At 33.3% G+C, this 23,925-nt stretch carries 24 protein-coding genes; 3 read left to right on the forward strand and 21 right to left on the reverse strand.

All coding sequences use genetic code 11. The annotated features are described in order from the left end of the window. Positions 1–57: 57 nt before the first annotated feature. The 16 genes from rsgA to HYN86_RS02540 all read right to left on the reverse strand — a co-directional run bounded on the left by rsgA (position 58) and on the right by HYN86_RS02540 (position 18,501). Positions 58–1,035: a ribosome small subunit-dependent GTPase A gene (rsgA, locus tag HYN86_RS02460; RefSeq protein WP_113676616.1), complete on the reverse strand. Its 978-nt coding sequence runs from the start codon at positions 1,033–1,035 to the stop codon at positions 58–60. 138 nt (positions 1,036–1,173) lie between these two features. Next, positions 1,174–4,338: a VIT domain-containing protein gene (locus HYN86_RS21110; protein ID WP_230406422.1), complete on the reverse strand. Its 3,165-nt coding sequence runs from the start codon at positions 4,336–4,338 to the stop codon at positions 1,174–1,176. 232 nt (positions 4,339–4,570) lie between these two features. Further along, the gene (locus HYN86_RS02475; RefSeq protein WP_071635330.1) at positions 4,571–5,653 is read right to left on the reverse strand and encodes a bifunctional 3-deoxy-7-phosphoheptulonate synthase/chorismate mutase type II; all 1,083 of its coding nucleotides are present in this window, start codon (positions 5,651–5,653) and stop codon (positions 4,571–4,573) included. A 12-nt stretch (positions 5,654–5,665) separates the two neighbouring features. After that, positions 5,666–6,526 carry a prephenate dehydrogenase gene (locus HYN86_RS02480; protein WP_113676617.1) on the reverse strand — a complete coding sequence of 287 codons (861 nt, stop codon included), beginning with the start codon at positions 6,524–6,526 and terminating at the stop codon, positions 5,666–5,668. A gap of 231 nt (positions 6,527–6,757) precedes the next feature. Beyond that, a complete protein-coding gene (locus HYN86_RS02485; protein ID WP_113676618.1) occupies positions 6,758–7,903 on the reverse strand; it encodes a pyridoxal phosphate-dependent aminotransferase in 1,146 nt (381 codons plus the stop codon). Between the two features lie 87 nt (positions 7,904–7,990). Then, positions 7,991–8,830, reverse strand: coding sequence for a prephenate dehydratase (locus HYN86_RS02490; RefSeq protein WP_113676619.1), 840 nt, complete (start codon positions 8,828–8,830; stop codon positions 7,991–7,993). A gap of 371 nt (positions 8,831–9,201) precedes the next feature. Then, positions 9,202–9,501 (reverse strand): type II toxin-antitoxin system RelE/ParE family toxin, encoded by a 300-nt coding sequence (locus HYN86_RS02495; RefSeq protein ID WP_113676620.1) that lies wholly within the window; start codon positions 9,499–9,501, stop codon positions 9,202–9,204. Further along, a complete protein-coding gene (locus tag HYN86_RS02500; RefSeq protein ID WP_113676621.1) occupies positions 9,501–9,707 on the reverse strand; it encodes an addiction module protein in 207 nt (68 codons plus the stop codon). The genes HYN86_RS02495 and HYN86_RS02500 overlap by 1 nt, the downstream gene beginning before the upstream one ends. 60 nt (positions 9,708–9,767) lie before the next feature. Continuing rightward, positions 9,768–10,931, reverse strand: coding sequence for a DUF1501 domain-containing protein (locus tag HYN86_RS02505; protein WP_113676622.1), 1,164 nt, complete (start codon positions 10,929–10,931; stop codon positions 9,768–9,770). A 12-nt stretch (positions 10,932–10,943) separates the two neighbouring features. Further along, positions 10,944–12,341, reverse strand: coding sequence for a DUF1800 domain-containing protein (locus HYN86_RS02510; protein WP_113676623.1), 1,398 nt, complete (start codon positions 12,339–12,341; stop codon positions 10,944–10,946). Between the two features lie 521 nt (positions 12,342–12,862). Further along, the gene (locus tag HYN86_RS02515) at positions 12,863–13,168 is read right to left on the reverse strand and encodes a helix-turn-helix domain-containing protein (protein WP_113676624.1); all 306 of its coding nucleotides are present in this window, start codon (positions 13,166–13,168) and stop codon (positions 12,863–12,865) included. Continuing rightward, positions 13,152–13,352, reverse strand: coding sequence for a type II toxin-antitoxin system RelE/ParE family toxin (locus HYN86_RS21250; protein WP_317048541.1), 201 nt, complete (start codon positions 13,350–13,352; stop codon positions 13,152–13,154). The genes HYN86_RS02515 and HYN86_RS21250 overlap by 17 nt, the downstream gene beginning before the upstream one ends. A gap of 221 nt (positions 13,353–13,573) precedes the next feature. After that, entirely contained in the window at positions 13,574–13,834 is a 261-nt protein-coding gene (locus HYN86_RS02525; RefSeq protein WP_113676625.1) for a histidine kinase, read from the reverse strand. A 126-nt stretch (positions 13,835–13,960) separates the two neighbouring features. Beyond that, the gene (locus HYN86_RS02530) at positions 13,961–16,354 is read right to left on the reverse strand and encodes a ribonucleoside-diphosphate reductase subunit alpha (protein WP_113676626.1); all 2,394 of its coding nucleotides are present in this window, start codon (positions 16,352–16,354) and stop codon (positions 13,961–13,963) included. 264 nt (positions 16,355–16,618) lie between these two features. Further along, on the reverse strand, positions 16,619–17,596 hold the full coding sequence (locus HYN86_RS02535; RefSeq protein ID WP_057115086.1) for a ribonucleotide-diphosphate reductase subunit beta: 978 nt from the start codon (positions 17,594–17,596) through the stop codon (positions 16,619–16,621). Positions 17,597–17,931: 335 nt separating this feature from the next. Continuing rightward, entirely contained in the window at positions 17,932–18,501 is a 570-nt protein-coding gene (locus tag HYN86_RS02540; RefSeq protein WP_057115087.1) for a DUF3109 family protein, read from the reverse strand. A gap of 315 nt (positions 18,502–18,816) precedes the next feature. Between HYN86_RS02540 and HYN86_RS02545 the strand changes: the two genes are divergently transcribed. The 3 genes from HYN86_RS02545 (at position 18,817) to HYN86_RS02555 (ending at position 20,312) form a co-directional block, all read left to right on the forward strand. Continuing rightward, positions 18,817–19,395, forward strand: coding sequence for a MarC family protein (locus HYN86_RS02545; protein ID WP_057115088.1), 579 nt, complete (start codon positions 18,817–18,819; stop codon positions 19,393–19,395). 106 nt (positions 19,396–19,501) lie between these two features. Continuing rightward, positions 19,502–19,705: a hypothetical protein gene (locus HYN86_RS02550; protein ID WP_113676627.1), complete on the forward strand. Its 204-nt coding sequence runs from the start codon at positions 19,502–19,504 to the stop codon at positions 19,703–19,705. 1 nt (position 19,706) lies between these two features. After that, positions 19,707–20,312, forward strand: a complete 606-nt coding sequence (locus tag HYN86_RS02555) for an FAD-dependent oxidoreductase (protein WP_113679830.1) — start codon at positions 19,707–19,709, stop codon at positions 20,310–20,312. A gap of 104 nt (positions 20,313–20,416) precedes the next feature. On the opposite strand, the gene HYN86_RS02560 is transcribed toward HYN86_RS02555, so the two are convergent. The 5 genes from HYN86_RS02560 to HYN86_RS02580 form a co-directional block, all read right to left on the reverse strand. Next, on the reverse strand, positions 20,417–20,734 hold the full coding sequence (locus tag HYN86_RS02560; protein ID WP_113676628.1) for a hypothetical protein: 318 nt from the start codon (positions 20,732–20,734) through the stop codon (positions 20,417–20,419). Positions 20,735–20,810: 76 nt separating this feature from the next. Then, a complete protein-coding gene (locus tag HYN86_RS02565) occupies positions 20,811–21,176 on the reverse strand; it encodes a nuclear transport factor 2 family protein (RefSeq protein WP_113676629.1) in 366 nt (121 codons plus the stop codon). 17 nt (positions 21,177–21,193) lie between these two features. Continuing rightward, positions 21,194–22,771, reverse strand: a complete 1,578-nt coding sequence (locus HYN86_RS02570; protein ID WP_113676630.1) for a S41 family peptidase — start codon at positions 22,769–22,771, stop codon at positions 21,194–21,196. Further along, on the reverse strand, positions 22,771–23,202 hold the full coding sequence (locus tag HYN86_RS02575) for a deoxycytidylate deaminase (RefSeq protein ID WP_113676631.1): 432 nt from the start codon (positions 23,200–23,202) through the stop codon (positions 22,771–22,773). Before HYN86_RS02575 ends, HYN86_RS02570 begins: the two co-directional genes overlap by 1 nt. Positions 23,203–23,206: 4 nt before the next feature. Continuing rightward, the gene (locus tag HYN86_RS02580) at positions 23,207–23,800 is read right to left on the reverse strand and encodes a HupE/UreJ family protein (RefSeq protein WP_113676632.1); all 594 of its coding nucleotides are present in this window, start codon (positions 23,798–23,800) and stop codon (positions 23,207–23,209) included. Positions 23,801–23,925 lie beyond the last annotated feature (125 nt).

The following is a 23,925-nucleotide window of genomic DNA, read 5'->3' on the forward strand; positions in this document are numbered from 1 at the left end:
TTAGATGCACAGCAGTGCATCTCTACAATTGGAATTTGGAATTTTAAAAATTGATCTTTATTTTCTAGTTTCATCACTCGCCGCACGATCTTCACCATAAGTATCGGTTCGATAATGCTCGTCATCTCCTTCAAGGATTTTAAGATAACTATTGTAACGTGACCATGCAATTTCGTCTTTTTCTAAAGCTGCTTTAATGGCACAATGGGGTTCTTCTTTATGCAGACAGTTATTAAATTTACACTGGTCTTTCAGTTTGAAGAATTCTGGGAAATAACCGCTGATTTCTGATGGCTCCATATCTACAATCCCGAAACCTTTAATTCCTGGCGTATCAATAATTCGGGCATCAAAAGATAAATCATACATTTCGGCAAAAGTAGTTGTATGCTGCCCCTGTTTGCTTTGCTCTGAAATTACAGTTGTTTTTAAGTGCAGGCTCGGTTCCATTGCATTAACCAGAGTTGATTTTCCAACTCCAGAATGTCCAGAAAACATGCTTACTTTTCCAATCATCATTTCCTTTAACTGGTCAACGCCTTTATTTTCTGTTGATGAAATTCTCAGGCATTTATATCCAATTTCAGTATAAATGTGCTGTAGGTAAAGTTGATCGTCTAAAGTCTGCTCGTTGAGCGTATCAATTTTATTAAAAATCAGGATAGCTTCAATTCCGTATGCTTCTGCCGTAACCAAAAAACGATCAATAAAGCTCGTTGTTGTTGGCGGGTTATCAATCGTAATCAATAAAAAAACCTGATCGATATTGGATGCTATAATGTGAATCTGCTTAGATAAATTAACCGATTTACGAACGATATAATTTTTTCTTTCATGAATATTATAAATCGTTCCCGTTACTGCATCAGAAGTTTCTTCAAGTTCGTAATCGACAATATCGCCTACAGCAATTGGGTTGGTACTTTTGATACCTTTCATTCTGAATTTCCCTTTCATACGGCATTCTATAAAATCGCCTTTTTCAGATTTTACGGTGTACCAGCTTCCTGTAGATTTATAAACGAGTCCTGTCATTCTTTAATTTTAGATTGCAGTTTTTAGATTTCTGATTGTTTTGAAATCTAAAAAATAAAAGGCAAAATTACGTTTTTAGAATTGAACAACGCAACTTCGCCTTTTAAAATTAAAAACTTACTCTCAATTTGAATTCGTTTACCATACAATTTCAGCTAATATTTCATTTTCTTTGATTTTTCCGAGTTGAATCGTTTTTAAAGTTTTTGATGTTTTTCCTGCTTTTGTAATATAAATTTCAAGCAAAACTGTTGCAGGACCGTTCTCTGTCAATTTTCTTTCTCCATAATAATTCGATTTGATCACATATTTTCCTTTTATAGCATTTCGAATTAAATACTGTTCCGGCCCGTACCCCTGTGTAAAATCTTTTGAAAATCTTGCCCCGGCTTTTGTATTTTTATTTCTGTAATAACATTCTTCTCCGTTTGGCTCAATTACATGTAAATCTAAATCAACATCCATTAAATTCCAGTTCATTACGATTCTAATATCAACTGGTAATTTTTTTAAATATTTTTTATCTAATTGACCCGTTTTCAATTTTCTATGTTCGGTTATTAGACGATTAATATCCATCAAAATAATGTCCTCCACACCTTTATATTGTCCATCCATTACTTGATAGTAGTTTACTTCTAATGCTTTAATTAATTGATCAAAAGCTTCCTGATATTTGCCTGCATCTTCCAATGCTAATGCATAATCTCTCAAACTTTGAGGTTCATGCGCTCTCCTTTTTACAATTTGTTTTGCAGTAAACAGAGCATCATCAAAATTTTGCCACTGGCGTAAAGTATAGGTAAGTGTTTTATAAAGCTGATAATTGTCTAAACCTATATCGGCAATATTACTAACGATTTGCAATGCTTTTTTGACATCGCCCTGATTGTAGAAAAAATGTGCTATATCAAAATAAAAACTTGGGTTTCTTTCCTGCTCTTTTCTTAGCTCAAAATACAGCTCGTATTGTTTTTCTTTTGGTGCAGATGCCAATGCTTTAAGATATAATCTATCCGGATTCCATTTTTTTAGATGGTTTTTAATATTATTCTGACCAATAACTTCCTCCTCACGTGCAGGAATCAGTCGAATGTTTACAAGAGGAGGTTCAAATACCGGAGATACATATATACCAGACTCTTCAAAACGTGATCCGTTCAAGATTAAGCTAAGTAGACGTCTTCGACCTAAACCCAATACAACTACCTCTCTTGACAATGATTTATCTTCTAATCGTACAGTGACATAATTATTTCCTTCAATACTTAACTGAAAAAAAACAGAATTAAAACTAAAACTAAGAACACTATTTTCATCTGCTTTTATCGAAAATTTACCATCAAAATCAGTGTAAACTTCTTCTCCATTAGTACTAACACTTACTCCTACAAAAGGAAAGTCATCCAGATCTAAAACAATTCCTGAAACCATTCCTACTGGAATATCACTGTTCTTTCTTAATGTTACTGGATTTTGATTGTGTACTTTTTCTACTTTTAATTCTTGTAGAGATTTGGCAGCACTATATTTTATATCTTTTTTCCACCACGATTTTAATTCCTCAAAATGATAACCTACAATTTTCCAGTTATTTTTTTGCTGTACTAAAAGCCTATCATTTTCATTCTTTTTAATTCTGTCGAATTCTTCACGCAGTTCTGCCGGAGGAATAATATCATACAAAATATAATCATGAATGTCTTCTAAAACGATTAGGGAAGTATTTTTGGTTATGATTCCGTATTTTTTTCCTAAAATTTCGATTTCTTCAGCATTTTTAGCATACTCAAATTCAAGATTAGCGATTTTTTTCTGCGCCCAGAGTTTTTCAATGTTTACATCGGTAGTGTTTTGAAGAACAGCATTCAAAGTGATTTTTCTTTCTAAAACAACTTCATTAGTATAACCAAACAATAATGTTACTTCATTTTTTGCTTTTAAAGAAATACCCGAAAAGCCAAAATTCCCTGAAACCGAAGTGCCTTTTATAGGAAATAAATCGGTAACAGCGTAATTATCTTTTATTCCTAAAAACTTTAAATTTGTATTTACCAGCTTATCCAGAGCATTTTCAAAATCCAGCTGATTCAAATTGATAAAACTGCCTCCCGTTTGCATAGCCGAATAATTCAAAAAAGCAAAATCTGCAGAGACTGCTGAAGTAATGGTGTAAATTGGCTTTTTTGTCTTTGGTAAAACAGCATCACTTAAGGAAGACAATCCATCAGAGAAAAACATATATTCGTCATGATTTGAAAAATTGATTTGAGAAAAACGCGTTCCTCCGTCATATTTTGTTTTTTCTAAAACTGCTCGTAATTCTGACCAATTTCCTGCTGAAATTTCAAATTCTTTTTGTTTTTCAAAAGTGTAATTTAAAAAATACAAGGTCACTTTTGTATTTTGTATTTTCTCGAAATAAGCGTCAAGAAGTCGCAGTTCTTTCTGCAGATCACGTGTTTGGCAACTAAGCGAATTATCCCAAATAAGGCCAATAGAATTTGGTGTTTTTTTAGCTGTTTTATTTCCCTCGACAAAAGTATTGCCATAAAAATAGTATTGACCATCTACATTTTGCATTAAAACACTTGGCGTATTTTCTTGTATCGGAATTTTGAAAACTAATTTTTCTGAAGGTTTATAATTTTCTTTTTTGAATGAAGTTTGAAAAGATTGATTCCATTTTGAAAATGCAATCTCTTGTCCCGAATTTTCGGTAATTTGAGGAGCAATTGAAGATCCTAGAACAGATAGATTAATTTCAAATTTATCGAGTTTTTCAGGATAACGACTTACCAATTGATAGGCTAGATTATTTTTATCTAAAGCCGAAAGTTCTTCTTCATAACCAATAATTACAATTCTCTCCGCATTTGGCATTAACGGATAAATTCTTGTTCTAAAATTATTTCCATCTACTTTTTCTAACAATCCAGGATCGACGCGACGATGTTCTATTGCCTCAAAAACCTGCTGCCCTTTATTTTTATTTACTGGCACAGCTTCGCGCATTTTTCCATTTATATCAATGGCATATCTTGAAACAGAAACATTTTCTGGCAGCGGAAAAATCAATTCTGCTTCCATCTGGCGATTGCCTGAATTAAAAAAATGCATTTCGGCAGTTGTATAAGCAATATTTCCAACGACTTTTACATTGACAATTAACTGGCTCATTCTAACATTCTCAGAATTTTCACCTTTTGCAGTTAATTCAGGACTTTGTGCAAAAGTTTTTGCTGCAAAAAGCAATATAGCACAAAACAACAAATTCAATTTTTTATAAAAATTTTCTGACATAATAAAAATATTTAATTGTCATAACGTAAAAATTGAATTTTTATTTACATCGAGCCAATAAATCCTAAAAAGCTGAAAAATTTATATCAAAAAAAATCCCCAGCCACTTCTTTCAAAGTGATGGGGATTTTCAAAACAATCTATTTTTAATATTATGATATAAGAAAACCCAAGATCAAAGTTTTATAGAAACTTAAATTATCTTATATCACTTATATGGTTTCAGCAAAAATTATGCATTGAAAATTTTCTCTTGGTGACCAATACTTTCCTGGTGGATTGCTTTGAACATTCTCAAAACAAACTCTTCAGTAAGACCTTTTTTCTCACCTTCCAAAATCATTTTTCCTAAGATTTCGTTCCAACGGTTGTTTTGAAGAATCGCTACGTTTGCATCTTTTTTCACCTGACCAATTTCGTCAGCTACTTTCATACGTTTTCCTAATAACTCTAATAAATTAGCATCTAGAACGTCGATATTAGCTCTTAATTTAGTCATTTTAGAACTGTACTCATCTGTAGTATCATCTGTTTTTCTAATCGTCAAATCTTTAATGATTTGTTTCAAAGAGTCTGGAGTAACTTGCTGCGCAGCATCAGACCAAGCGTTGTCCGGATCGTAGTGCGTTTCGATAATCATACCATCGTAATTCAAATCTAAAGCCTCTTGAGTTACTTCGAAAATCATTTTACGATCTCCAGTAATGTGAGAAGGGTCAATGATCAATGGTAAATCAGGGAATTTATTTTGCAATTCGATTGCAATCTGCCATTCTGGAATATTTCTGTATTTTGTTTTTTCGTAAGTAGAAAAACCTCTGTGGATAACTCCTAATTTCTCGATTCCAGCCATGTGTAAACGCTCAACACCACCTAACCATAAAGCTAAATCCGGGTTTACTGGGTTTTTTACCAAAACGATTTTATCTGTTCCTTTTAAAGTATCAGCAATTTCCTGAACTGCGAAAGGGTTTGCAGTTGTACGTGCACCCACCCATAAAACGTCGATATCATGTTCTAAAGCCAGTTTACAGTGCGCTGCAGTTGCAACTTCAGTACCCATTAATAAACCAGTTTCTGCTTTAGCTTTTTGTAACCATTTTAAACCAATTTCTCCAACACCTTCAAATCCTCCCGGACGCGTTCTTGGTTTCCAGATTCCAGCTCTGAATACACTAACTTTTGAATCTTTTAATTCGTGAGCAATTTTCAATACTTGATCTTCAGTCTCTGCACTACATGGTCCAGCTATCACAAGTGGGTGATTTAAATTGAAATCTTCTAACCACTTTCTCATTTCTTTCTTATTTTCCATCTTAATTCTAATTTACTTTTTAGTTGTTGTTAATCCGTTTAGTATTTCTTTTATTTTATTTGTGCTTTCCATTTCTTCAAAAATGGCGTTATAATTTTCATCTTTCAACAAATCTCTAAACCGACTGAGATTTGAAATGTATTCTTCTAATGTTTCCAGAACGTGTTCCTTGTTTTGCTTAAAAATCGGTGTCCACATTGCGGGTGAACTTTTTGCCAAACGAACGGTACTTTCAAATCCACTTCCCGCCATATCAAAAATATCCTGTTCGTCTTTTTCCTTGTTCATTACCGTTTTCCCGAGCATAAATGAACTTATGTGCGACAAATGCGAAACGTAAGCAATGTGTTTGTCGTGCGAAGTAGGATCCATATATCGAATCCTCATTCCGATTTCGCTGAAAAGCTTTAATGCTTTTTCCTGCAATTTAAAAGTGGTTTTTTCCACTTCGCAGATAATGTTTGTCTTTCCTTTAAACAAACCTCTTATCGCTGCAGAAGGTCCCGAAAACTCCGTTCCTGCTATCGGATGTGTAGCGATAAAATTTCTCCTTTTCGGATGATTTGCAACCGCTTCGCAAATTGGCTTTTTAGTCGATCCAACTTCAAAAACAATTGTTTTATCTCCAACCGAATTCAGAACTTTAGGCAAAACTGTCAGTGCTACATCAACCGGAACCGAAACAATCACAAAATCGGCTTCAGCCAAATCTTCAAAACTTCCTGCTTCATCGATAACTCCTAAATCAATTGCTTCCTGCAAATGTTTTTCGTTACTGTCGATTCCAAAAATTGTCGAATCAGGATGTTGGTCTTTGATGTCCAGCACCATCGAACCGCCTATTAATCCTATTCCTATTACGTATACTTTCATAATTCTTTTTATTTGAAGCTAAGCTTCTTTATAAATTCCAAATGTTAAAATCCAAATTCCAACTTTTGATATTTTCCGTTTATTTTGTCATTTCGACGAAGGAGAAATCTTCGCAAGTAACTCCACAATCAAAAGAACCAATCTTTGTCGATCTAGCAACGGAGATTTCTCCTTCGTCGAAATGACAAACTTTGGCGAAAAATCTAAAATCTACATTCTAAAATCTAAAATTTAAAATCGATCAATCGCTTCTTGTACCTTTTCTTCTTTCACACACAATGAGAATCTAATATATCCTTCACCGTTACTTCCGAAGATAGTTCCCGGCGTGATGAAAATATGTTTCTCGTATAATATTTCGTCAATGAACTTTTCAGCAGATTCTATTCCTTCCGGAAGCTTTGCCCAAACAAAAAGACCAACTCCTTCTTTATACACTTCGCAGCCTAATTTTTCTGCTAATTTTTCTGTTAATTCTCTGCGGCGTCTGTAAATTTTGTTTTGATCTTCAAACCAAGATTTATCACAGTTTAACGCAGCAACTGCACCTTTCTGAATTCCGTAAAACATACCGCTGTCCATGTTACTTTTAACTTTCAGAACTGCATCTATAATTTCAGGATTTCCTAAAACCATTCCGACTCTCCAGCCTGCCATGTTGAACGTTTTACTAAGTGAATTCAATTCTAAAGCCACTTCTTTTGCTCCTTCAACCTGCAATAAACTCATCGGATTATCATTCAAAACAAAACTATACGGATTGTCGTTGATTAATAATATGTTGTGTTTTTTAGCAAAAGCAACCAATTTTTCAAATAACGCTAAACTTCCTCTCGCTCCTGTTGGCATGTGTGGATATCCAAGCCACATAATTTTTACTTTCGAAAGATCTAATTTTTCTAAAGCTTCAAAATCCGGTTCCCAGCCATTTTCTTCTTTCAAATCATAATAAACCGGAACTGCCTGAACCAAATTGGTTACCGAAGTATAAGTTGGATAACCCGGATTCGGAATTAAAACGTGGTCGCCTTCATTTAAAAATGCTAACGAAATGTGCATAATTCCTTCTTTCGAACCCATCAAAGGCAAAATCTCATTATTCGGATTCACTTCAACACCAAACTGATCTTTATAAAAATCTGCCATCGCCTGCCTCATTTCCGGTAATCCCTGATAGCTTTGATAACCATGCCCGTTTTCGTCTTGAATTGCTGCAGCGACTGCTTCAATTACTGCTTTTGACGGACTCAAATCAGGACTTCCAATTCCCATATTGATGATCGATTTTCCTTCAGACATTAGTTGTCTAACTTCTCTTAGTTTTGATGAGAAGTAGTATTCTTCAACTGTATCTAATCTTTTTGCTGTTGTAATCATTTTTTATTTGCTTTAGGCCGTACGCTTTAGGCTTTAGGCTCTTTTAAACTTTCTATTTTGGACTTTAAGACTTTCGACTTTCTAACTTTATGACTCAGTCAAAGGTTTTGTATTCTTATATTCTCCCAGAACTTTTAAATATTCTGCCATTATATTCAATAATGCTTTGGCTTTTGCAAAATCTTCGTATTTCTCGAATGTTACGTCTACGAAAAATGAATATTTCCACGGTGTTTCAATTTTTGGAAGTGACTGAATTTTTGTCAAATTTAGTTTGCAGTCGCTCATTACGTTCAAAACTGCTGCTAAACTTCCTCTTTTGTGATCCAATTCAAATTTGATTGAAGCTCTGTTGATTTCGTTTTCCGGCAAAAATGAATTTTGCTTTTTGATAATCACAAAACGGGTCATATTGTTTTTGATCGTTTGAATTTCCGGCGCAATGATTTCTAAATCATACATTTCTGAAGCGACTTTACTTCCTATTGCCGCAATTCCGGTTAATTGTTTTTCCTGAATTCTTCTTGCAGTTTCGGCCGTATCTTTATCCTCAACTAATTTGATATTTGGATATTGTTTTAAGAAATCCATACATTGCAAAAGTGCCATTGGGTGCGAATGAACTTCTTTTATATCTTCAATTTTCTGACCTTTTAAAGTCATTAAATTTTGGTGAATGCTCAAATAATGCTCTCCAATAATGTGCAAATTATTCTTGTCAATCAAAGCATAATTCGGAATAATTGGTCCTGCAATCGAATTTTCAATCGCCATAACTGCTTGGTCTGATTTTCCAGAAAGAAGGCTGTCAACCAATTCTTCAAAAGACAAACATTCATCAATAGCCACATTTTCAGAGAAATACTCTTTCACAACCTGATGATGAAAAGAACCTTTTATACCTTGTATTGCAATTTTCGTTGTCATATATTCAAAAAAAAATCCTGATTTGCATCAGGATTGTATATTAGTTTTATTTGTATTTTATATTTCTCAAATAACCATAGCACAATCCTTACTTCTACTAAAGAAGAAATAAAAAGAGTTGCTAAAATAAAAACGGTTATAAGACATTTTGTTTGTGTTTTTCAATAAATTCTCTGCGAATGTATAAATTATTTTTACCGCACCAAAAAAAATAATGCATTTTATGAAACAAAAAAGGATTTCTTAACAAATTTAGGAGGTTTTGTAGGATAATATAAAAATATCGGCTTGAAATGAGATATTTACAAGGGGTTTTTCTGAGATGCTATCCCGAAACTTCTGGACTGAGGTGCTAAGGTTCTAAGTTTTTTTTACAGCCCTAGCCTTTTAGACCAGTTTTTCGGAGAGCGAGATGTATGAAAAACTCCCATCACAACAATTTCATCTTTTTTTACCAAGTAATGAATTCCATACGGAAATCTGGAAATAAAATGCATTCTTATTTTTTTATACTTTTTTTGAAATAAATCTGGATTTCTTAAAATAGCATCAATTCCAGCTTCGAGACAGAGTTCAAAATCATAAGAAAGTCCAATTCTTTGTTTTTCATACCATAAAACAGCATCTTCAATATCAAATAAAGCTTCTTTTACAAAACGAATTTTGTACATTATCTTATAGATTTTAAATGCGCTTTAACTTCATCCCAAGAATACAATTCAGTTTTACCTTCTTCCAAATTTTGTATTCGAATATCCAATTCTCTTTTAACATCATCAGAAATTTCTAAATCATCTTTAGAAACACTGTCCCACAGTTGCTCTGCTAAAACAATTTTTTCAGCATTACTATATCTAGATAAATTTTTAATTTCCATCTTGTTCGTTTTATTATCAATGTACAAATTTAAACAAATTAAATTACGTTATAACTTAATTCAAAACAATCCCGAAACCGGCATATTCTTAATCCCAATTTTAGAATAATCAAAATTCATTTTTTCTTTTAATAAAGAAGCATAAACACTTCTAAAATCTATTTCGTGTTTTAAATCACCATTGTCTAAGTCGGCTAAATTTGGATTTTTTCCTAAAATCGTTCCCTTATTATTTCCTCCGATGATAAACATTGGCGCGGCGGTTCCGTGATCCGTTCCGTTTCCGTTGTCTTTTACTCGTCGCCCAAATTCTGAAAAAACTACAACGGTGACATTCTGCAATAACTGCGCTTCTTTTAGATCTGAATAAAAACTATAGATCGAATCGTTTAAATCTGTCAATTTTCGTTCGTGAATCGAAAGCTGATTATCATGCGTATCAAATCCGTTAAGCGAAGTGTAATATACTTTTGAATTTAAGTTTCCTTTTATCAATCGCGCTATCCATTCCAGGTTTTTAGATAATTCTGTTTTAGGATAACTGATTTCCGTTTTAGATTTTGCTAAGGCTTTCTGAATTTCATCTGAACCTTCGGTAACCGAATTAGCGATTTTTCGAACAAAATCTAAATGCGGATTTTTAGACAAAGTCACATTTTCTTCTTTTGATTTTACTTTAAATCGATCTGGATCTTTCACCGTTATAAAATTAGGCTCTACTCCTTTTAAAGCTAAATTATCAATCGAATCTAAATTTATGCCCGCAGTCGCCTGATGGCCGTTGCATTGCAGATCTAAAAATCTTCCCAGCCAGCCTTCATTTATATATTTATTAGAATCGGTTGCTGTCTGCCAAATTTCCTGACTTCTAAAATGCGACCGAATCGGCTCGGGATATCCGACATTCTGAATTACAGTTAAATCTCCATTTTGCTGCATTTGAGCAAAATCTTTTAACGACGGATGAAATGCCATTCCTTTATTCTTTCCCACAACGGCATCTTTATTTAATGCGATTTTTGTTCTCAATTCATAATATAACGGATCTTCAAACGGAATAAAAGTATTCAAACCGTCGTTTCCGCCATTTAACTGCACAAAAACAACACATTGTTCGCCAATTACTAAATTTGGCTGCGAACCAAAAGCTTGTAAAAAACTAGGAAGTACAAGCATCCCGCCTGTAAATGTCCCTGTTAACGTTAGAAAATTTCTTCTGTTCATGATTCTTATTTTCTAGATTAATTGATATTCGGGCAGTTTTGTAATGTAATTGAAAACTCTGACCACAGCAAAATCTGCATGAGGATCTTTTGGATCGAAATCATATTTCAACAGATTCTCCATGTCTTTTTGAGCCGAATTGCTGACAGAAAACAACAATCTGTCTGACAATTCAGCAATAATGGTTTTGTTATTTCCATTTGAATCAAAAACTACTTTTACCGCAGTTTTTTCATATTCTGATTTTTCTTTTTCAACTCCGTTTACCATGGTTTTTAAGACCTTTCTATTAAGACTTTTACCACTGCATAACAAATCGGATGTATTGTTTCTTTGGAGATAAATCTGCGAAGTCAGCCATGAATTGCCGCCGTCCCAGCCTTTTACATTGACCTGATTATACAAATCCATTCCCTGCTGTTTTATAAATGCCATAACTGCGGCATCATCAACATTCTCAATCTGCAATTCATCGCAAAGCTGTAAAATATAAACCAGCGGATTTTTAATCTTATTTCCCGAATTCTCTTTTTTAAATTCTTCTGTAAAAATCTTGGTCAGCAAAGGCTCGATTTCAAACTTTTGCTTGCGAAAATAATCTCCGTAATAAACTACCAAATCTTCGGGCGGATTATCATATATAAACCATTTCAGGATTTTTCTTGTAATGAGATATGGAATGTTTTTCTGTTCAAAAATAATATCGACTAAGTCATCTGCTTTCCAGTTTCCAGTTTTTCCGAAATAGGTTTTATCACTATTATCTTCGATATTTTTTCTGTAAACAGCGCCGTCATCACCAATATTCAAACCGGCTAAAGCTTTGGCTCCATTTTTAATATCCTCTTCGGTATAATTCCCAATTCCGATAGTAAATAATTCCAGCAATTCACGGCTTAAGTTTTCGTTGATTTTACCTTTTTTATTATCGCCATTATCTAGATAGCGCACCATTGCGTTTGATTTCAGAATCTGTTTTGTTAATTCTTTAAAATTCCCAAAAGCATTTTCGCGCAAAATCATATTGTGCTGGTAAATCCAGTAATTGATTTTTACTTTTTGAGAAGTCGAGACGAAATGATTGTGCCAAAAACAAACCATATTCTCGCGCAATGGAAATTTGTCATTTCGCATTTTGGCAATCCACCATTTTTTAAATGCAGCAGTTGCCTGATTCTCTTTTTTCTGAATTTCCTTTTTAGTTTCGGGATCTGAAGTTTTAATTAATTCCCGAACTTGCTTAAGCTCTAAAGTGGTTTTAGGTTGATCTTGCAAAAACGCTGGCATTTCTGTGTCAAACTTTGAATCGTAAGAATGTTTTAGAAATTTTTCTAATCCTAGTTTTTCAATTGTTGAAGCTTGTTTTCCTGAAAAACCTAATCGTAAAGACCAAAGACTGCTTTTTTTCATAATTCAGAAATTATTACAATAAGACTTGACTTTCTTTTAAAGGTTTAATTTTAAAAGGTGCTAAGTCGCTAAGACTCTGAGGTGCTAAGTTTTAAAAGTCTTTGGTATTAATTAGAACGGGGATTTTCTGGGGATATTGTTTATTAATATGAACAATCATAATCAGCATAGCCTGTGGTTTCAACCACGGGACGCAATGCGTTTCCCAAATGAGTTTCCCGTGGTTGAAACCATGGGCTATGTTATAAGAAACTCATCTATGAATTCTTTATTTTTACTAACATAAAGAAAATAATCACCTCTCTTAATCAGATTCTTGCGAAGTTCTAATTTGATCTCAATACAAGGAGTTGGAATAAAATCGTGGCCAATCAAAATAGAGATTGATTTTGAAACAATCTTATCGAATTGAGTATCTTCATATTGTTTCTGGACTTATATTATGAAAATATTCCAAAGCGAGATTGTAAAGCTCTTTTTTATTCTGAAATGTTCTTTCTAATAAATCCATTTATTTCAAATTATAATTTAATTGACAGCTCTAAATGACCTCCCAAACCAAGCTCTACAATTTTCTGCAGGGTTGAAAATTTAACTTCTTTTACGTTATTCTCAATTTTAGAAATATACGATTTTGTTGTTCCTGCTTTTAATGCAAGTTCTTCTTGAGTCATTCCTTTTTGAAGTCTCGCTTCCTGAAGCAATACCCCAATTTTAAAATTTTCATATCCAGATTCTAGTTCGTCACGTTTTGGTGTTCCAATTTTTCCATAATGTTGCTCTTTAAACTCTTCTAAAGTTGTAAGGTTCTTATTTTTCGTTTTCATACTCCTTTTTAATTTTTAAAGCTTTTTTAATTTCTTTCTTTGGTGCTTTCTGAGTTTTCTTTTGAAATCCATTAGTTAATACGACTAATCTTCCCTCATCAAAAAAACAAAAAATTCTAAAAATATCATTTCCTTGTTGTATTCTAATTTCATAAAGTCCATCTGTGTTTTCAATATATTTCAAATACGTTTCAGGAATTCTATCTAGCTCTTCAATTAAATTAAATTAAATTAATCGTCCAAACAATTTTTTGTTGAACTTTATCTTTTTGTTTGACAAAAAATTCATTGAAATAATTTTTTAAAAAAAAACAACAGTTCTAATCTTTTGATTATTACTCATAAAGTACAAATATATAAAAGTTGCACCAAAGTGCAACTTATTAATCCTAACATTTAAAATAATTAAGCTTCTTCCCTATTTACAATATTTCGTAAAACATCAGTAATTGTTACTGAATTACTTTCTTCATATCCTAGTGCAATAGCTATTGCCTCTAGCGCACTCGGATATTTATCTGATGAGCTAACTGCCAATCCATTTTCTAAAATTTGATTTCTCTGTATTTGAACCGCTAATGATAAAATTTCAAAATCGGATAGTTTTGAATACTCTTCTTTTAATTGTTTTGCAATTCCATTATACGTATCAATTTTCACTTTCATGTTTGTATTATTTTTACTATTAAAAAAACAAATATAAAATAAAAAAAAGCAGTTATCATTATAATAACTGCTTTTTCATATTTCTAAAATCTAAAATCTAAAATCTCAGATCTAAACTTTAAAATCTTAAGACCCACACATTTCACAATCCTCAGGACCTGCAGCTTGCGCTTTCAACAACATAGCTTTATAATCCTCAACACTAATTGCTTCAGTTTCTGCCACTAATGATGGAGCTGTTTCTTCTTTCTTATCGTTATTTAATGTGAATTTAATCGCATCAACTGCAGATTTTGTTCTTAAGTAATACATTCCTGTTTTTAAACCAGATTGCCAAGCATAGAAGTGCATTGACGTTAGTTTAGAATAGTTTGCATCCTGCATGAACAAGTTCAACGATTGAGATTGGTCAATAAAATATCCTCTTTGACGAGACATATCGATAATATCTTTCATCGACATTTCCCAAACTGTTTTATAAAGATCTTTCAAGTCTTGCGGAATCTTATCTATATTTTGAACAGATCCGTTATGACGCATAATTTCTTGTTTCAAATCTTCGTTCCATAAACCTAATTTTACTAAATCTTCTAGTAAATGTTTGTTTACTACGATGAACTCTCCAGACAATACACGACGTGTGTAAATGTTTGATGTATATGGTTCGAAAGCTTCGTTGTTTCCAAGAATTTGAGAAGTTGATGCTGTTGGCATTGGCGCAACCAATAATGAGTTACGAACTCCGTGTTCAACCACTTCTTTTCTTAATGAAGACCAGTCCCAACGACCGGATAATTCTTCATCTTTCATTCCCCACATATTGTATTGGAATTCTCCTTTTGACATTGGAGAACCTTCAAATGTAGAATATGGGCCTTCTTCTTTTGCCATTTCCATAGAAGCAGTTACAGCTGCGAAGTATAAGGTTTCGAAAATCTCTTGGTTTAATTGTTTTGCTTCGTCACTTGTAAATGGCATACGCAACATGATGAAAGCATCTGCTAAACCTTGCACTCCTAATCCTACCGGACGGTGACGCATGTTTGAGTTTTCAGCTTCTTTTACTGGATAGTAGTTTCTGTCGATTACTTTGTTCAAGTTACGAGTTACACGTTTTGTAACATTGTAAAGCGCCTCGTGATCGAATTTTCCGTTTTCAATAAACATTGGCAATGAGATTGAAGCTAAGTTACAAACTGCAATTTCATCTTTAGATGTAAATTCCATAATCTCTGTACACAAGTTAGAAGAACGAATTGTTCCTAAATTCTTGTGGTTCGATTTACGGTTTGCTGCATCTTTGTACAACATATATGGCGTTCCAGTCTCGATTTGAGATTCTAGGATTTTCTCCCATAACTCACGAGCGCGGATTGTTTTTCTACCTTTTCCTCTAAATTCATAATCTGTATATAATGCTTCGAATTCATCTCCGTAAACATCATATAATCCTGGACATTCATTAGGGCACATTAAAGTCCAAGTTGAATCTTCCTGAACACGTTTCATGAATAAATCTGAAGTCCACATCGCGAAGAATAAATCTCTCGCACGCATTTCTTCTTTTCCTGTATTTTTCTTTAAATCCAAGAAATCAAAAATATCAGCGTGCCAAGTTTCGATGTAAATTGCAAAACTTCCTTTACGTTTTCCTCCACCTTGATCTACGTAACGCGCCGTATCGTTGAATACTCTCAACATCGGAACAATTCCGTTTGAAGTTCCGTTTGTACCGCGAATGTAAGATCCTGTTGCACGAACGTTATGAATAGACAATCCAATTCCTCCCGCTGACTGCGAGATTTTTGCTGTTTGTTTTAATGTATCGTAAATACCATCAATACTATCATCCTGCATTGCCAAAAGAAAACAAGAAGACATTTGAGGTTTTGGAGTTCCTGCATTAAACAACGTTGGCGTTGCATGTGTAAAGAACTTTTTAGACATTAAATCGTAAGTTTCAATTACTGATTTTAAATCGTCTAAGTGAATACCAACAGAAACACGCATTAACATATGCTGCGGACGCTCTACGATTTTTCCATTTATTTTAAGAAGATAAGAACGCTCTAAGGTCTTAAAACCAAAGTAATCGTAATTAAAATCTCTTGTGTAAATAATGTGAGAATCTAAAAAAGCAGCATTTTCCTGAATCACTTTAAATACGTCATCTGCAATTAATGGCGCGTCTTGTCCATTTCTTGGATTAACGTAGTGATACATATCTTTCATCGTTTCTGAGAAAGATTTTTTTGTATTAGAGTGTAGATTTGAAATTGCCACACGAGCTGCCAATTGTGCATAATCCGGGTGAGCAATAGTCATAGATGCTGCAGTTTCTGCCGCAAGGTTATCTAATTCAGAAGTAGAAACTCCGTCATACAATCCTTCGATAACTCTCATCGCTACCTTTACCGGATCTACAAGCTCATTCAAGCCGTAGCACAATTTTTTGATTCTTTCTGTAATCTTATCAAACATTACGGGCTCTCTGTGGCCATCTCTTTTTACTACATACATAAGCTTACTAAATTTAGTTATTGAAAAAATGAAAGACACTAGAAAAACGATTCCAGCACTTAAACATTGCGTGTTTTTAAATTATTTTTTGAGAATTACCGAATTCTCAATAGTTACTCGTTTCAAATTCGAAAATCGAATTTAAATACGTCAAAAATTGTCATTGAATCTGCGATTTGGGAAAGAGATTCAACCTTAAAATATTCTGTTAATCTTTTTTTTCAGCACCTCTAGAAGAGTAGATGCTAAAAGTATTTTTGTTGTCTAAAAATCTGCATCAAATGAAATTTTCTGAGCATCGCTGTCTGTGTTCATGACACCAGATTTTTGATACTCGGCAACACGTTTTTCAAAGAAATTAGTTTTTCCTTGAAGAGAAATCATGTCCATGAAATCGAATGGATTCGCTGATCCGTAAACTCGCTCGCATCCTAATTCAACCAAAAGTCTATCGGCAACAAACTCTAAATACTGCGTCATTAAACCAGCATTCATACCAATTAAACTTACCGGAAGAGATTCTGTTACAAACTGTCTTTCGATATCTAGTGCATCAACAATAATTTCTTTAATTCTTTCTTTTGGCACTTTGTTTACCAAATGGTGATTATGCAAGTGAACTGCAAAATCACAATGTACGCCTTCGTCACGCGAAATCAATTCATTAGAGAAAGTTAAACCTGGCATTAAACCACGTTTTTTCAACCAATAAATTGAACAGAAAGCACCTGAGAAAAAGATTCCTTCAACTGCGGCAAAAGCAATAAGTCTTTCAGCAAACGAATCAGACTCGATCCATTTTAAAGCCCATTCTGCTTTTTTACCAATTGCAGGAAAAACTTCCAAAGCATTAAATAATTCTGCTTTTTCTGCTTCGTCTTTAACGTAAGTATCAATTAATAAAGAATAAGTCTCACTGTGAATATTCTCCATCATAATTTGGAATCCATAGAAAAACTTCGCTTCTGCATATTGAACTTCATTTACAAAGTTCTCAGCAAGATTTTCATTTACAATTCCGTCAGAAGCAGCAAAGAATGCTAAAATATGCTTAATGAAATATCTTTCATCATCATTCAGCTTATTATTCCAGTCTGTCAAATCTTGGTGTAAGTCAATTTCCTCAGCAGTCCAAAAACTTGCTTCCATTTTCTTATACCATTCCCAAATATCATGATGTTTAATCGGAAAAATAACGAAGCGGTTTTTATTTTCTTGTAATATTGGTTCGATTTGTGACATGACAGATTCTGTTAATTTTTTTAATAATTTTTACTGATTCAGTAGACTACAAAGATTGTCAATTAACGTCAAAAATGAAAGCCAAACTTATTCACAATTTGACGTAGTTTTTAACAACGTTAAATTTCTCAAACATTTTAACAGAAATAATTAATTAACTGTAAATGAGTTGTTTAAATTGAATGGTAATCGCGTGAAGCCCTGTAAAATATAGACTTTTAAATATAAAAAGCAAGGGATTTAAAATACTTTTAAAAAGTTTTTTTTGAGTCAAAAATTTATTTTTTTGAGTCAAAATATATAGTCAAAATGACTATTTAAGAGTACACGGTTTTTTATGAATTTTTATGTTCTTCTGCAACTTTTTCAAGCTCCAAATACCAGTCTTCTCCAAAACGCCTAATTAACGCTTCTTTGACAAATTTGTAAACTGGAACTTCCAATTCTTTTCCTAACGAACAGGCATCATCACAGATATCCCATTTGTCATAATTCACCGCAGCAAATTCCGTGAAGTCTTTCACACGAATTGGATATAGATGACAAGAAACAGGTTTTTTCCAATCTACGATTCCTTGGTTATAAGCCTGCTCGATGCCGCAAAGCGCAGTTTTTCCATCAAAAATTACGTAAGCGCAATCTTTATTATCAATAAGCGGTGTTTCAAGATCACCATCGGTTCCAGTTACCCAAGTTCCTTGCGCTTCGATTGCTGCAATTCCTTCTTTTCGTAAAAAGGGTTTTACTTTTGGATAAATTTCTTCTAAGATTTTCGTTTCAGCCTCATTTAAAGGCGCGCCCGCATCTCCATCAACACAACAAGCCCCTTTACAAGCCGACAAGTTGCATACAAATTCTTTCTCCAGAATATCTTCTGAAATAATAGTTTTACCTAACTGAAACATGATATAAAATACTCTAATTTATAAAGTGCAAAGATAGTCAAAGAATAGACATAAAAAATGTAACACAAAGATTCGCGTAGAGTTTCACAAAGATTCACAAGAATTATTTCATTTTTAATCTTTTTACAATTTAATCTTCGCGAATCTTTGCGAAAATCTTTGCGAAACTTTGTGATAGAAAACCAAATTGTTACAAATATCACTTTTTTAACAACTGAAACGTGTTTTTATAACAAAAGTGAATCGTATTAAAAAAACACCTAACTTTATTATCTACTTTTGCAGCAGTTTTTAATCCCTTAAAATCAAAGCGATATGTTAGATATAGACTTCAAAGAAATCATTACAGTTAGTATGGTGCTTTTTGCTGTAATTGATATAGTCGGTTCAATTCCAATTATTGTCAATCTACGCGCAAAAGTCGGACATATAGAATCGGAGAAAGCTTCTATTGTGGCTGGTGCTATTATGATTGTTTTCCTTTTTGTCGGAGAAGGCTTATTGAACCTTATAGGTATTGATGTTCATTCGTTTGCCGTAGCAGGTTCTTTTGTTTTATTCTTTCTGGCATTAGAAATGATTTTAGGAATTAGAATTTATCGCGACGAAGAGCCTGGATCAGCTTCTATTGTTCCCCTAGCCTTTCCTTTAATTGCCGGCGCAGGAACTATGACAACTTTATTATCACTTCGATCTCAATTTCATACTATTAATATTATCATTGCGATTTTATTGAATATTATTCTAGTATATGTTGTTCTAAAATCGTCTAAAAAAATCGAAACTTTGTTAGGAGAAAACGGACTTGGAGTAGTTCGTAAGACGTTTGGGGTGATACTTTTAGCAATTGCTGTTAAATTATTCGCTGCTAATGTTAAAGGTTTGTTTGTCTAAATTTTATTTTTATAAATTTACCCCGTAAAATATTCTAAAATACAACTTCGAGTTCATTCTCACTTTAGGTTCTACTTTATTATTTTAGACAAACAAAAACAATCATATGAAAATTTTCACTTCAATCTTAGTGCTTTTAGCATTAGCTCTAATTGTTTTTAATATTACGCTGCTAGACTTTAAAAATCCTTTTCAAGGAGACAGTGCTGTAGCTTTTATTGGAATCGCAGCTTCATTTTGCGCTGTTCTTATTCTTTTGATCTTTAGGATTTCAAAAAGAATTGAGGAAAAAATGAATGAAAACAGATAACATGTTTGACGTTTTAATTATTGGCGGTGGAGTCTCAGGAATGTCTTGTGCTCTTGTCTTAGGATCCGCAAAAAACAAAACTTTTGTTACTGACAAAAAAATCGGGATTTTTACTCATCAGAAAAATTCTTCTTTACAAGAAGCAATCTTTTACAATGCTTATGGTATTACACCAGGCAAATTAGGCTCTGAATTGCTGACTGAAAGCACACAGGATTTGGCGATAACTTATCCGCATATTACTCAAATTCCAAATGAGAAAGTAATTCGACTTGAAGGCAGTTATCCTGAATTTACTGTAGTTACAAACAAAAATTCTTATAAAACAAAAAATATCGTTGTTGGAATTGGTTCTGCTAATACATTTGCTATTGAAGGTTTAATGCAATATGTTGAACCTCATAAAAAAGCACTTTCAGAAAAACAACGCATTCAGCTTAAAAACGACGACCATAAAGTTGCCGAAGGCATTTATGTGATTGGAACTTTAGCTGGCTGGAGAAGCCAACTGGCAATTGCTGCCGGAAGCGGTGCTGCTGTCGCAACTGATATTCTAACTTTATGGAATAATGGTGTGCAGACTCATTCGCACGATAGTATTCGATAAAAAAATATTCAGAAAATTATTAAACCATATAAGTTATATAAGTAAATATAATGCTTTGTGCATCGATATTAAATGAACTTATATAACTTATATGGTTTGTCATTTTATTTAACCGAAACGATTTCTGTAACTTTAATATGGTTTTCATCATCGGTTTTCCATTTTTCTCCTTTTACAGAAACTACGTCACCAATTTTTACTTGTTTATAGTTTTGCGGTCCACCCACGTTTACAATACTGATTGTTGCAAAATACACTTCTTTTTTATCTGTAGTAATTTTTGCTGTGTAACCGTCTTTTCCAGATTCTATAGATTCTACTTTTCCTGAAACCGCACCATTTGTATCATTTTTCATAGTTGTACAAGAAATTACAAGAGCCATTAGAAGTCCAAGGAAACTTATTTTTTTTAGATTTTTCATATTTAAGTTTTAGTCACAAAGTAAGTCAAGTTTACGAAGCTTTGTTTTATGTTATTATTAAATTTCTTTTCAAAATTTATGCCAGCTGTATACAACTTCCTGCAATGACTTTTAAGTTACTTTCAAATTGTTTCCAAACCCTGATGTATTTAAAAACCCCATTTACTGGATTGTTATCATAACTTCCTTTTAATGAAATAGTAACTGCAACAACAGCAGAGTTATCTATCACATTTATAATTTGATCTGAAGCTTCTAAAAAATCAATTTTCATTTTTCCGGAACGATAGGAATTCAAATCTAATTCTTTAGTGATCGTTTGTCCATCTGGAAGATTGAATAATAAATCATCGTGCAGGATTGTTTCCAAAGCAGAAATATCCGAATTTTTAACAGCAGTTAGAAGTTCGATCTCTGCATTAATAACGGTTTCTATTTTCATCGTATAAAAAATTGAAGTTATTTCTTCGGATTCAGAATTGTTTTTATCATCGCATCATCTTTCAACATGACGTCATAATAATACAATTCTCCATACAGCTGTCTCGCAAATTCGGCAGTTATATATCGATTTACAAGCGGTTTGGTTTTATCTAATTTTAAATCCAGACCCGTCATCAAAATATAGTTTTTGAATTTTTTAAAGTAGACATCTGATGTTTTCATTTTGTTTAAAAACGCAGCAAAACTAAGTCCCGTAAAGGCATTTCGGTCTTTATCTAATTCTTCAAAAACAAAATGACCTACAATTCCGGTCTGTAAAAGATAAGCAACATTTTCATTTCCATGCTCAGCTTCCATCGGAACAAAAACGTCAGGAACAATTCCGCCGCCACCGTAAACGATTTTACCTTTCGGAGTTTTGAATTTTAAAGAATCAGCCACTTTTATACTGTCTTTTGCGTATAATTCTCCCGTAGCAATTCTCAATTCTGATTCTTTAAAATATTCATCAATTCCTTTTTTATAAGGTTTCTGAATTGACCTTCCAGTTGGCGTGTAGTAACGCGCAACAGTCAGCCTTACAGCCGATCCATCGTTAAAATCCATTTCACGCTGCACTAAACCTTTTCCAAAAGAACGTCGGCCTACAATTGTACCGCGGTCATTATCTTGGATCGCTCCAGCTAGAATTTCGCTGGCAGAAGCACTGTTTTCGTTAATTAAAACATATACTTTTCCAGTTTCGAAACTGCCTGCTTTTGTTGCATACGTTTTTTCAGTCGTACCATTTTTACTTTTCGTAAAAACAATCAGCTGCTTGTCTTTTAAAAATTCATCTGCAATTGCAATTGCTTCTTCCATATAACCGCCTCCGTTGTCACGAAGATCAATTACAAGTGATTGAATTCCTTTTTGTCTGAGTCTTGTTAAACCAGTTTTGAATTCATTAAAAGTCGTTTCGGCAAAACGATTGATTTTGATGTATCCGACATTATTTCCAATCATCAAAGAAGCATCAACGCTTTTAATTGGAATAACATCTCTTTTTACTTTAAACTTCAGTTTCTTTTGTTCTGATTTTCTAAAAACCGTCAATTCAATTTCCGAACCCTGCAGACCTTTTAATTTTGAAAATAAGCTGTCTGAAGGTAATCTTCTACCGTATAATTTGGTTTTTCCGGCAAATAAAATTCGGTCTCCAGATTTGAGTCCCGCTTTCGCTGAAGGTCCGTTTTCGATCGGTTTTATAATCGCAACAGAGTCTTTGTACATATAGAAATTAATCCCGATTCCCACGAAGTCACCTTTCATACTTTCGGCAACTTCTGCTTGTTCACTTGGCGGAATATAAACAGAATGCGGATCTAATTTGGAAAGAATATTATCTACCGTTAGATTTACGATAGAATCTGTATTGATGCTGTCAACATATTCATTGTTGATAAAATCAATTAATTTATTGAGTTTGGTTTTAGAGTAATTTTTGGCCAAAAGCTGGTCATCGGCAGGAGCATTCATAAAGCTTCCTGCGACCGTTCCTAGAGCAAAAGTCGCTCCAATTACTATTGGCAAATATTTTGGGTTAAATTTCATTACTCTTCTAAAACCGGAATATGTTCTACTTCGACACCCGCTTTTATTAAAAATTGAATCCCAGAATCATCGCGATATCCGTCTTTGTAGACGACTCTTCTAATTCCAGATTGATGTATTAATTTACTGCATTCTTTACAAGGCGAAAGTGTAATATATAATGTTGCACCTTCACAAGACTGCGTTGATCTCGCTACTTTTAGAATTGCATTTGCTTCGGCATGTAATACATCCCAGCGCGTCAATCCATCTTCATCTTCGCAGCAATTTTCAAAACCAGACGGCGTTCCGTTGTAACCGTCAGAAATGATCATTCTGTCTTTTACTATTATGGCACCAACTTGTTTTCTTTTACAGTACGAAAGCAGGCTCCACTCTTTTGCAATTCGCAGATATGCTTTATCGTATTTATTCAGCTTTTTTTCTTCCATTTATTTATCTGTTCCAAATTGGACTTTCAATAATCATCGGAATTACAACTCCAATAATGAAAGCCGACATTACTAGTGCCCAATCGCGTTTTGAAAAACGAAAAACAGTCTGCACTATATATGAAATTACCAAAACAACAAAAACCACTACAAGCTGCGCAGCTTCAATTCCTAAGGCAAACTCTCCCAAAGGTAACAATTTTGAAGTTGCAGACCCTCCTAATATTGTTTTGAAATAATTGGAGAAACCTAAACCGTGAATAATACCAAAGAATAAAGTTATGAAAAATACTAGATTCACACCATCATTTTTTGAAGTCTTTCCAGCTGTAAACAGATGATAGAGAGCCGTTATCAAAATTGTAATGGGTATCAAGAACTCTACAAGATCTACTTTTATTGTTATTATTCCGTAAACAGAAAGGATTAAAGCCAATGTGTGGCCGATTGTAAATAAGGAAACTAATAGAAAAATTCTTTTCCAGTCCTTAAACAAATACGGAACCGTTAAAGCAATTAAAAAAAGAACGTGATCGTAAGCGTTAATATCTAAAACGTGTTTTAATCCTATTTGAAAATAAATCCAAAATTGTGACATAGGTAATGTATAATTAAATAATTAGGGGTTGTAAACTTACGATTAATTTTCAAAATTAAAGATTTAAGCTCCTAAATCATGCACCAAAATTAAGTTAAATTTTATGAGAAATTTAAAATCAATAA

It is taken from the genome of Flavobacterium fluviale, assembly GCF_003312915.1.
Taxonomy (GTDB): Bacteria; Bacteroidota; Bacteroidia; order Flavobacteriales; family Flavobacteriaceae; genus Flavobacterium; species Flavobacterium fluviale.

Excerpts from the sequence above, each read along its gene's own strand:
- rsgA (WP_113676616.1), bottom strand. The coding sequence starts at position 1,035 with ATGACAGGACTCGTTTATAAATCTACAGGAAGCTGGTACACCGTAAAA.
- HYN86_RS21110 (WP_230406422.1), bottom strand. The coding sequence starts at position 4,338 with ATGTCAGAAAATTTTTATAAAAAATTGAATTTGTTGTTTTGTGCTATA.
- HYN86_RS02475 (WP_071635330.1), bottom strand. The coding sequence starts at position 5,653 with ATGGAAAATAAGAAAGAAATGAGAAAGTGGTTAGAAGATTTCAATTTA.
- HYN86_RS02480 (WP_113676617.1), bottom strand. The coding sequence starts at position 6,526 with ATGAAAGTATACGTAATAGGAATAGGATTAATAGGCGGTTCGATGGTG.
- HYN86_RS02485 (WP_113676618.1), bottom strand. The coding sequence starts at position 7,903 with ATGATTACAACAGCAAAAAGATTAGATACAGTTGAAGAATACTACTTC.
- HYN86_RS02490 (WP_113676619.1), bottom strand. The coding sequence starts at position 8,830 with ATGACAACGAAAATTGCAATACAAGGTATAAAAGGTTCTTTTCATCAT.
- HYN86_RS02495 (WP_113676620.1), bottom strand. The coding sequence starts at position 9,501 with ATGTACAAAATTCGTTTTGTAAAAGAAGCTTTATTTGATATTGAAGAT.
- HYN86_RS02500 (WP_113676621.1), bottom strand. The coding sequence starts at position 9,707 with ATGGAAATTAAAAATTTATCTAGATATAGTAATGCTGAAAAAATTGTT.
- HYN86_RS02505 (WP_113676622.1), bottom strand. The coding sequence starts at position 10,931 with ATGAACAGAAGAAATTTTCTAACGTTAACAGGGACATTTACAGGCGGG.
- HYN86_RS02510 (WP_113676623.1), bottom strand. The coding sequence starts at position 12,341 with ATGAAAAAAAGCAGTCTTTGGTCTTTACGATTAGGTTTTTCAGGAAAA.
- HYN86_RS02515 (WP_113676624.1), bottom strand. The coding sequence starts at position 13,168 with ATGAAAACGAAAAATAAGAACCTTACAACTTTAGAAGAGTTTAAAGAG.
- HYN86_RS02525 (WP_113676625.1), bottom strand. The coding sequence starts at position 13,834 with ATGAAAGTGAAAATTGATACGTATAATGGAATTGCAAAACAATTAAAA.
- HYN86_RS02530 (WP_113676626.1), bottom strand. The coding sequence starts at position 16,354 with ATGTATGTAGTAAAAAGAGATGGCCACAGAGAGCCCGTAATGTTTGAT.
- HYN86_RS02535 (WP_057115086.1), bottom strand. The coding sequence starts at position 17,596 with ATGTCACAAATCGAACCAATATTACAAGAAAATAAAAACCGCTTCGTT.
- HYN86_RS02540 (WP_057115087.1), bottom strand. The coding sequence starts at position 18,501 with ATGTTTCAGTTAGGTAAAACTATTATTTCAGAAGATATTCTGGAGAAA.
- HYN86_RS02545 (WP_057115088.1), top strand. The coding sequence starts at position 18,817 with ATGTTAGATATAGACTTCAAAGAAATCATTACAGTTAGTATGGTGCTT.
- HYN86_RS02550 (WP_113676627.1), top strand. The coding sequence starts at position 19,502 with ATGAAAATTTTCACTTCAATCTTAGTGCTTTTAGCATTAGCTCTAATT.
- HYN86_RS02555 (WP_113679830.1), top strand. The coding sequence starts at position 19,707 with ATGTTTGACGTTTTAATTATTGGCGGTGGAGTCTCAGGAATGTCTTGT.
- HYN86_RS02560 (WP_113676628.1), bottom strand. The coding sequence starts at position 20,734 with ATGAAAAATCTAAAAAAAATAAGTTTCCTTGGACTTCTAATGGCTCTT.
- HYN86_RS02565 (WP_113676629.1), bottom strand. The coding sequence starts at position 21,176 with ATGAAAATAGAAACCGTTATTAATGCAGAGATCGAACTTCTAACTGCT.
- HYN86_RS02570 (WP_113676630.1), bottom strand. The coding sequence starts at position 22,771 with ATGAAATTTAACCCAAAATATTTGCCAATAGTAATTGGAGCGACTTTT.
- HYN86_RS02575 (WP_113676631.1), bottom strand. The coding sequence starts at position 23,202 with ATGGAAGAAAAAAAGCTGAATAAATACGATAAAGCATATCTGCGAATT.
- HYN86_RS02580 (WP_113676632.1), bottom strand. The coding sequence starts at position 23,800 with ATGTCACAATTTTGGATTTATTTTCAAATAGGATTAAAACACGTTTTA.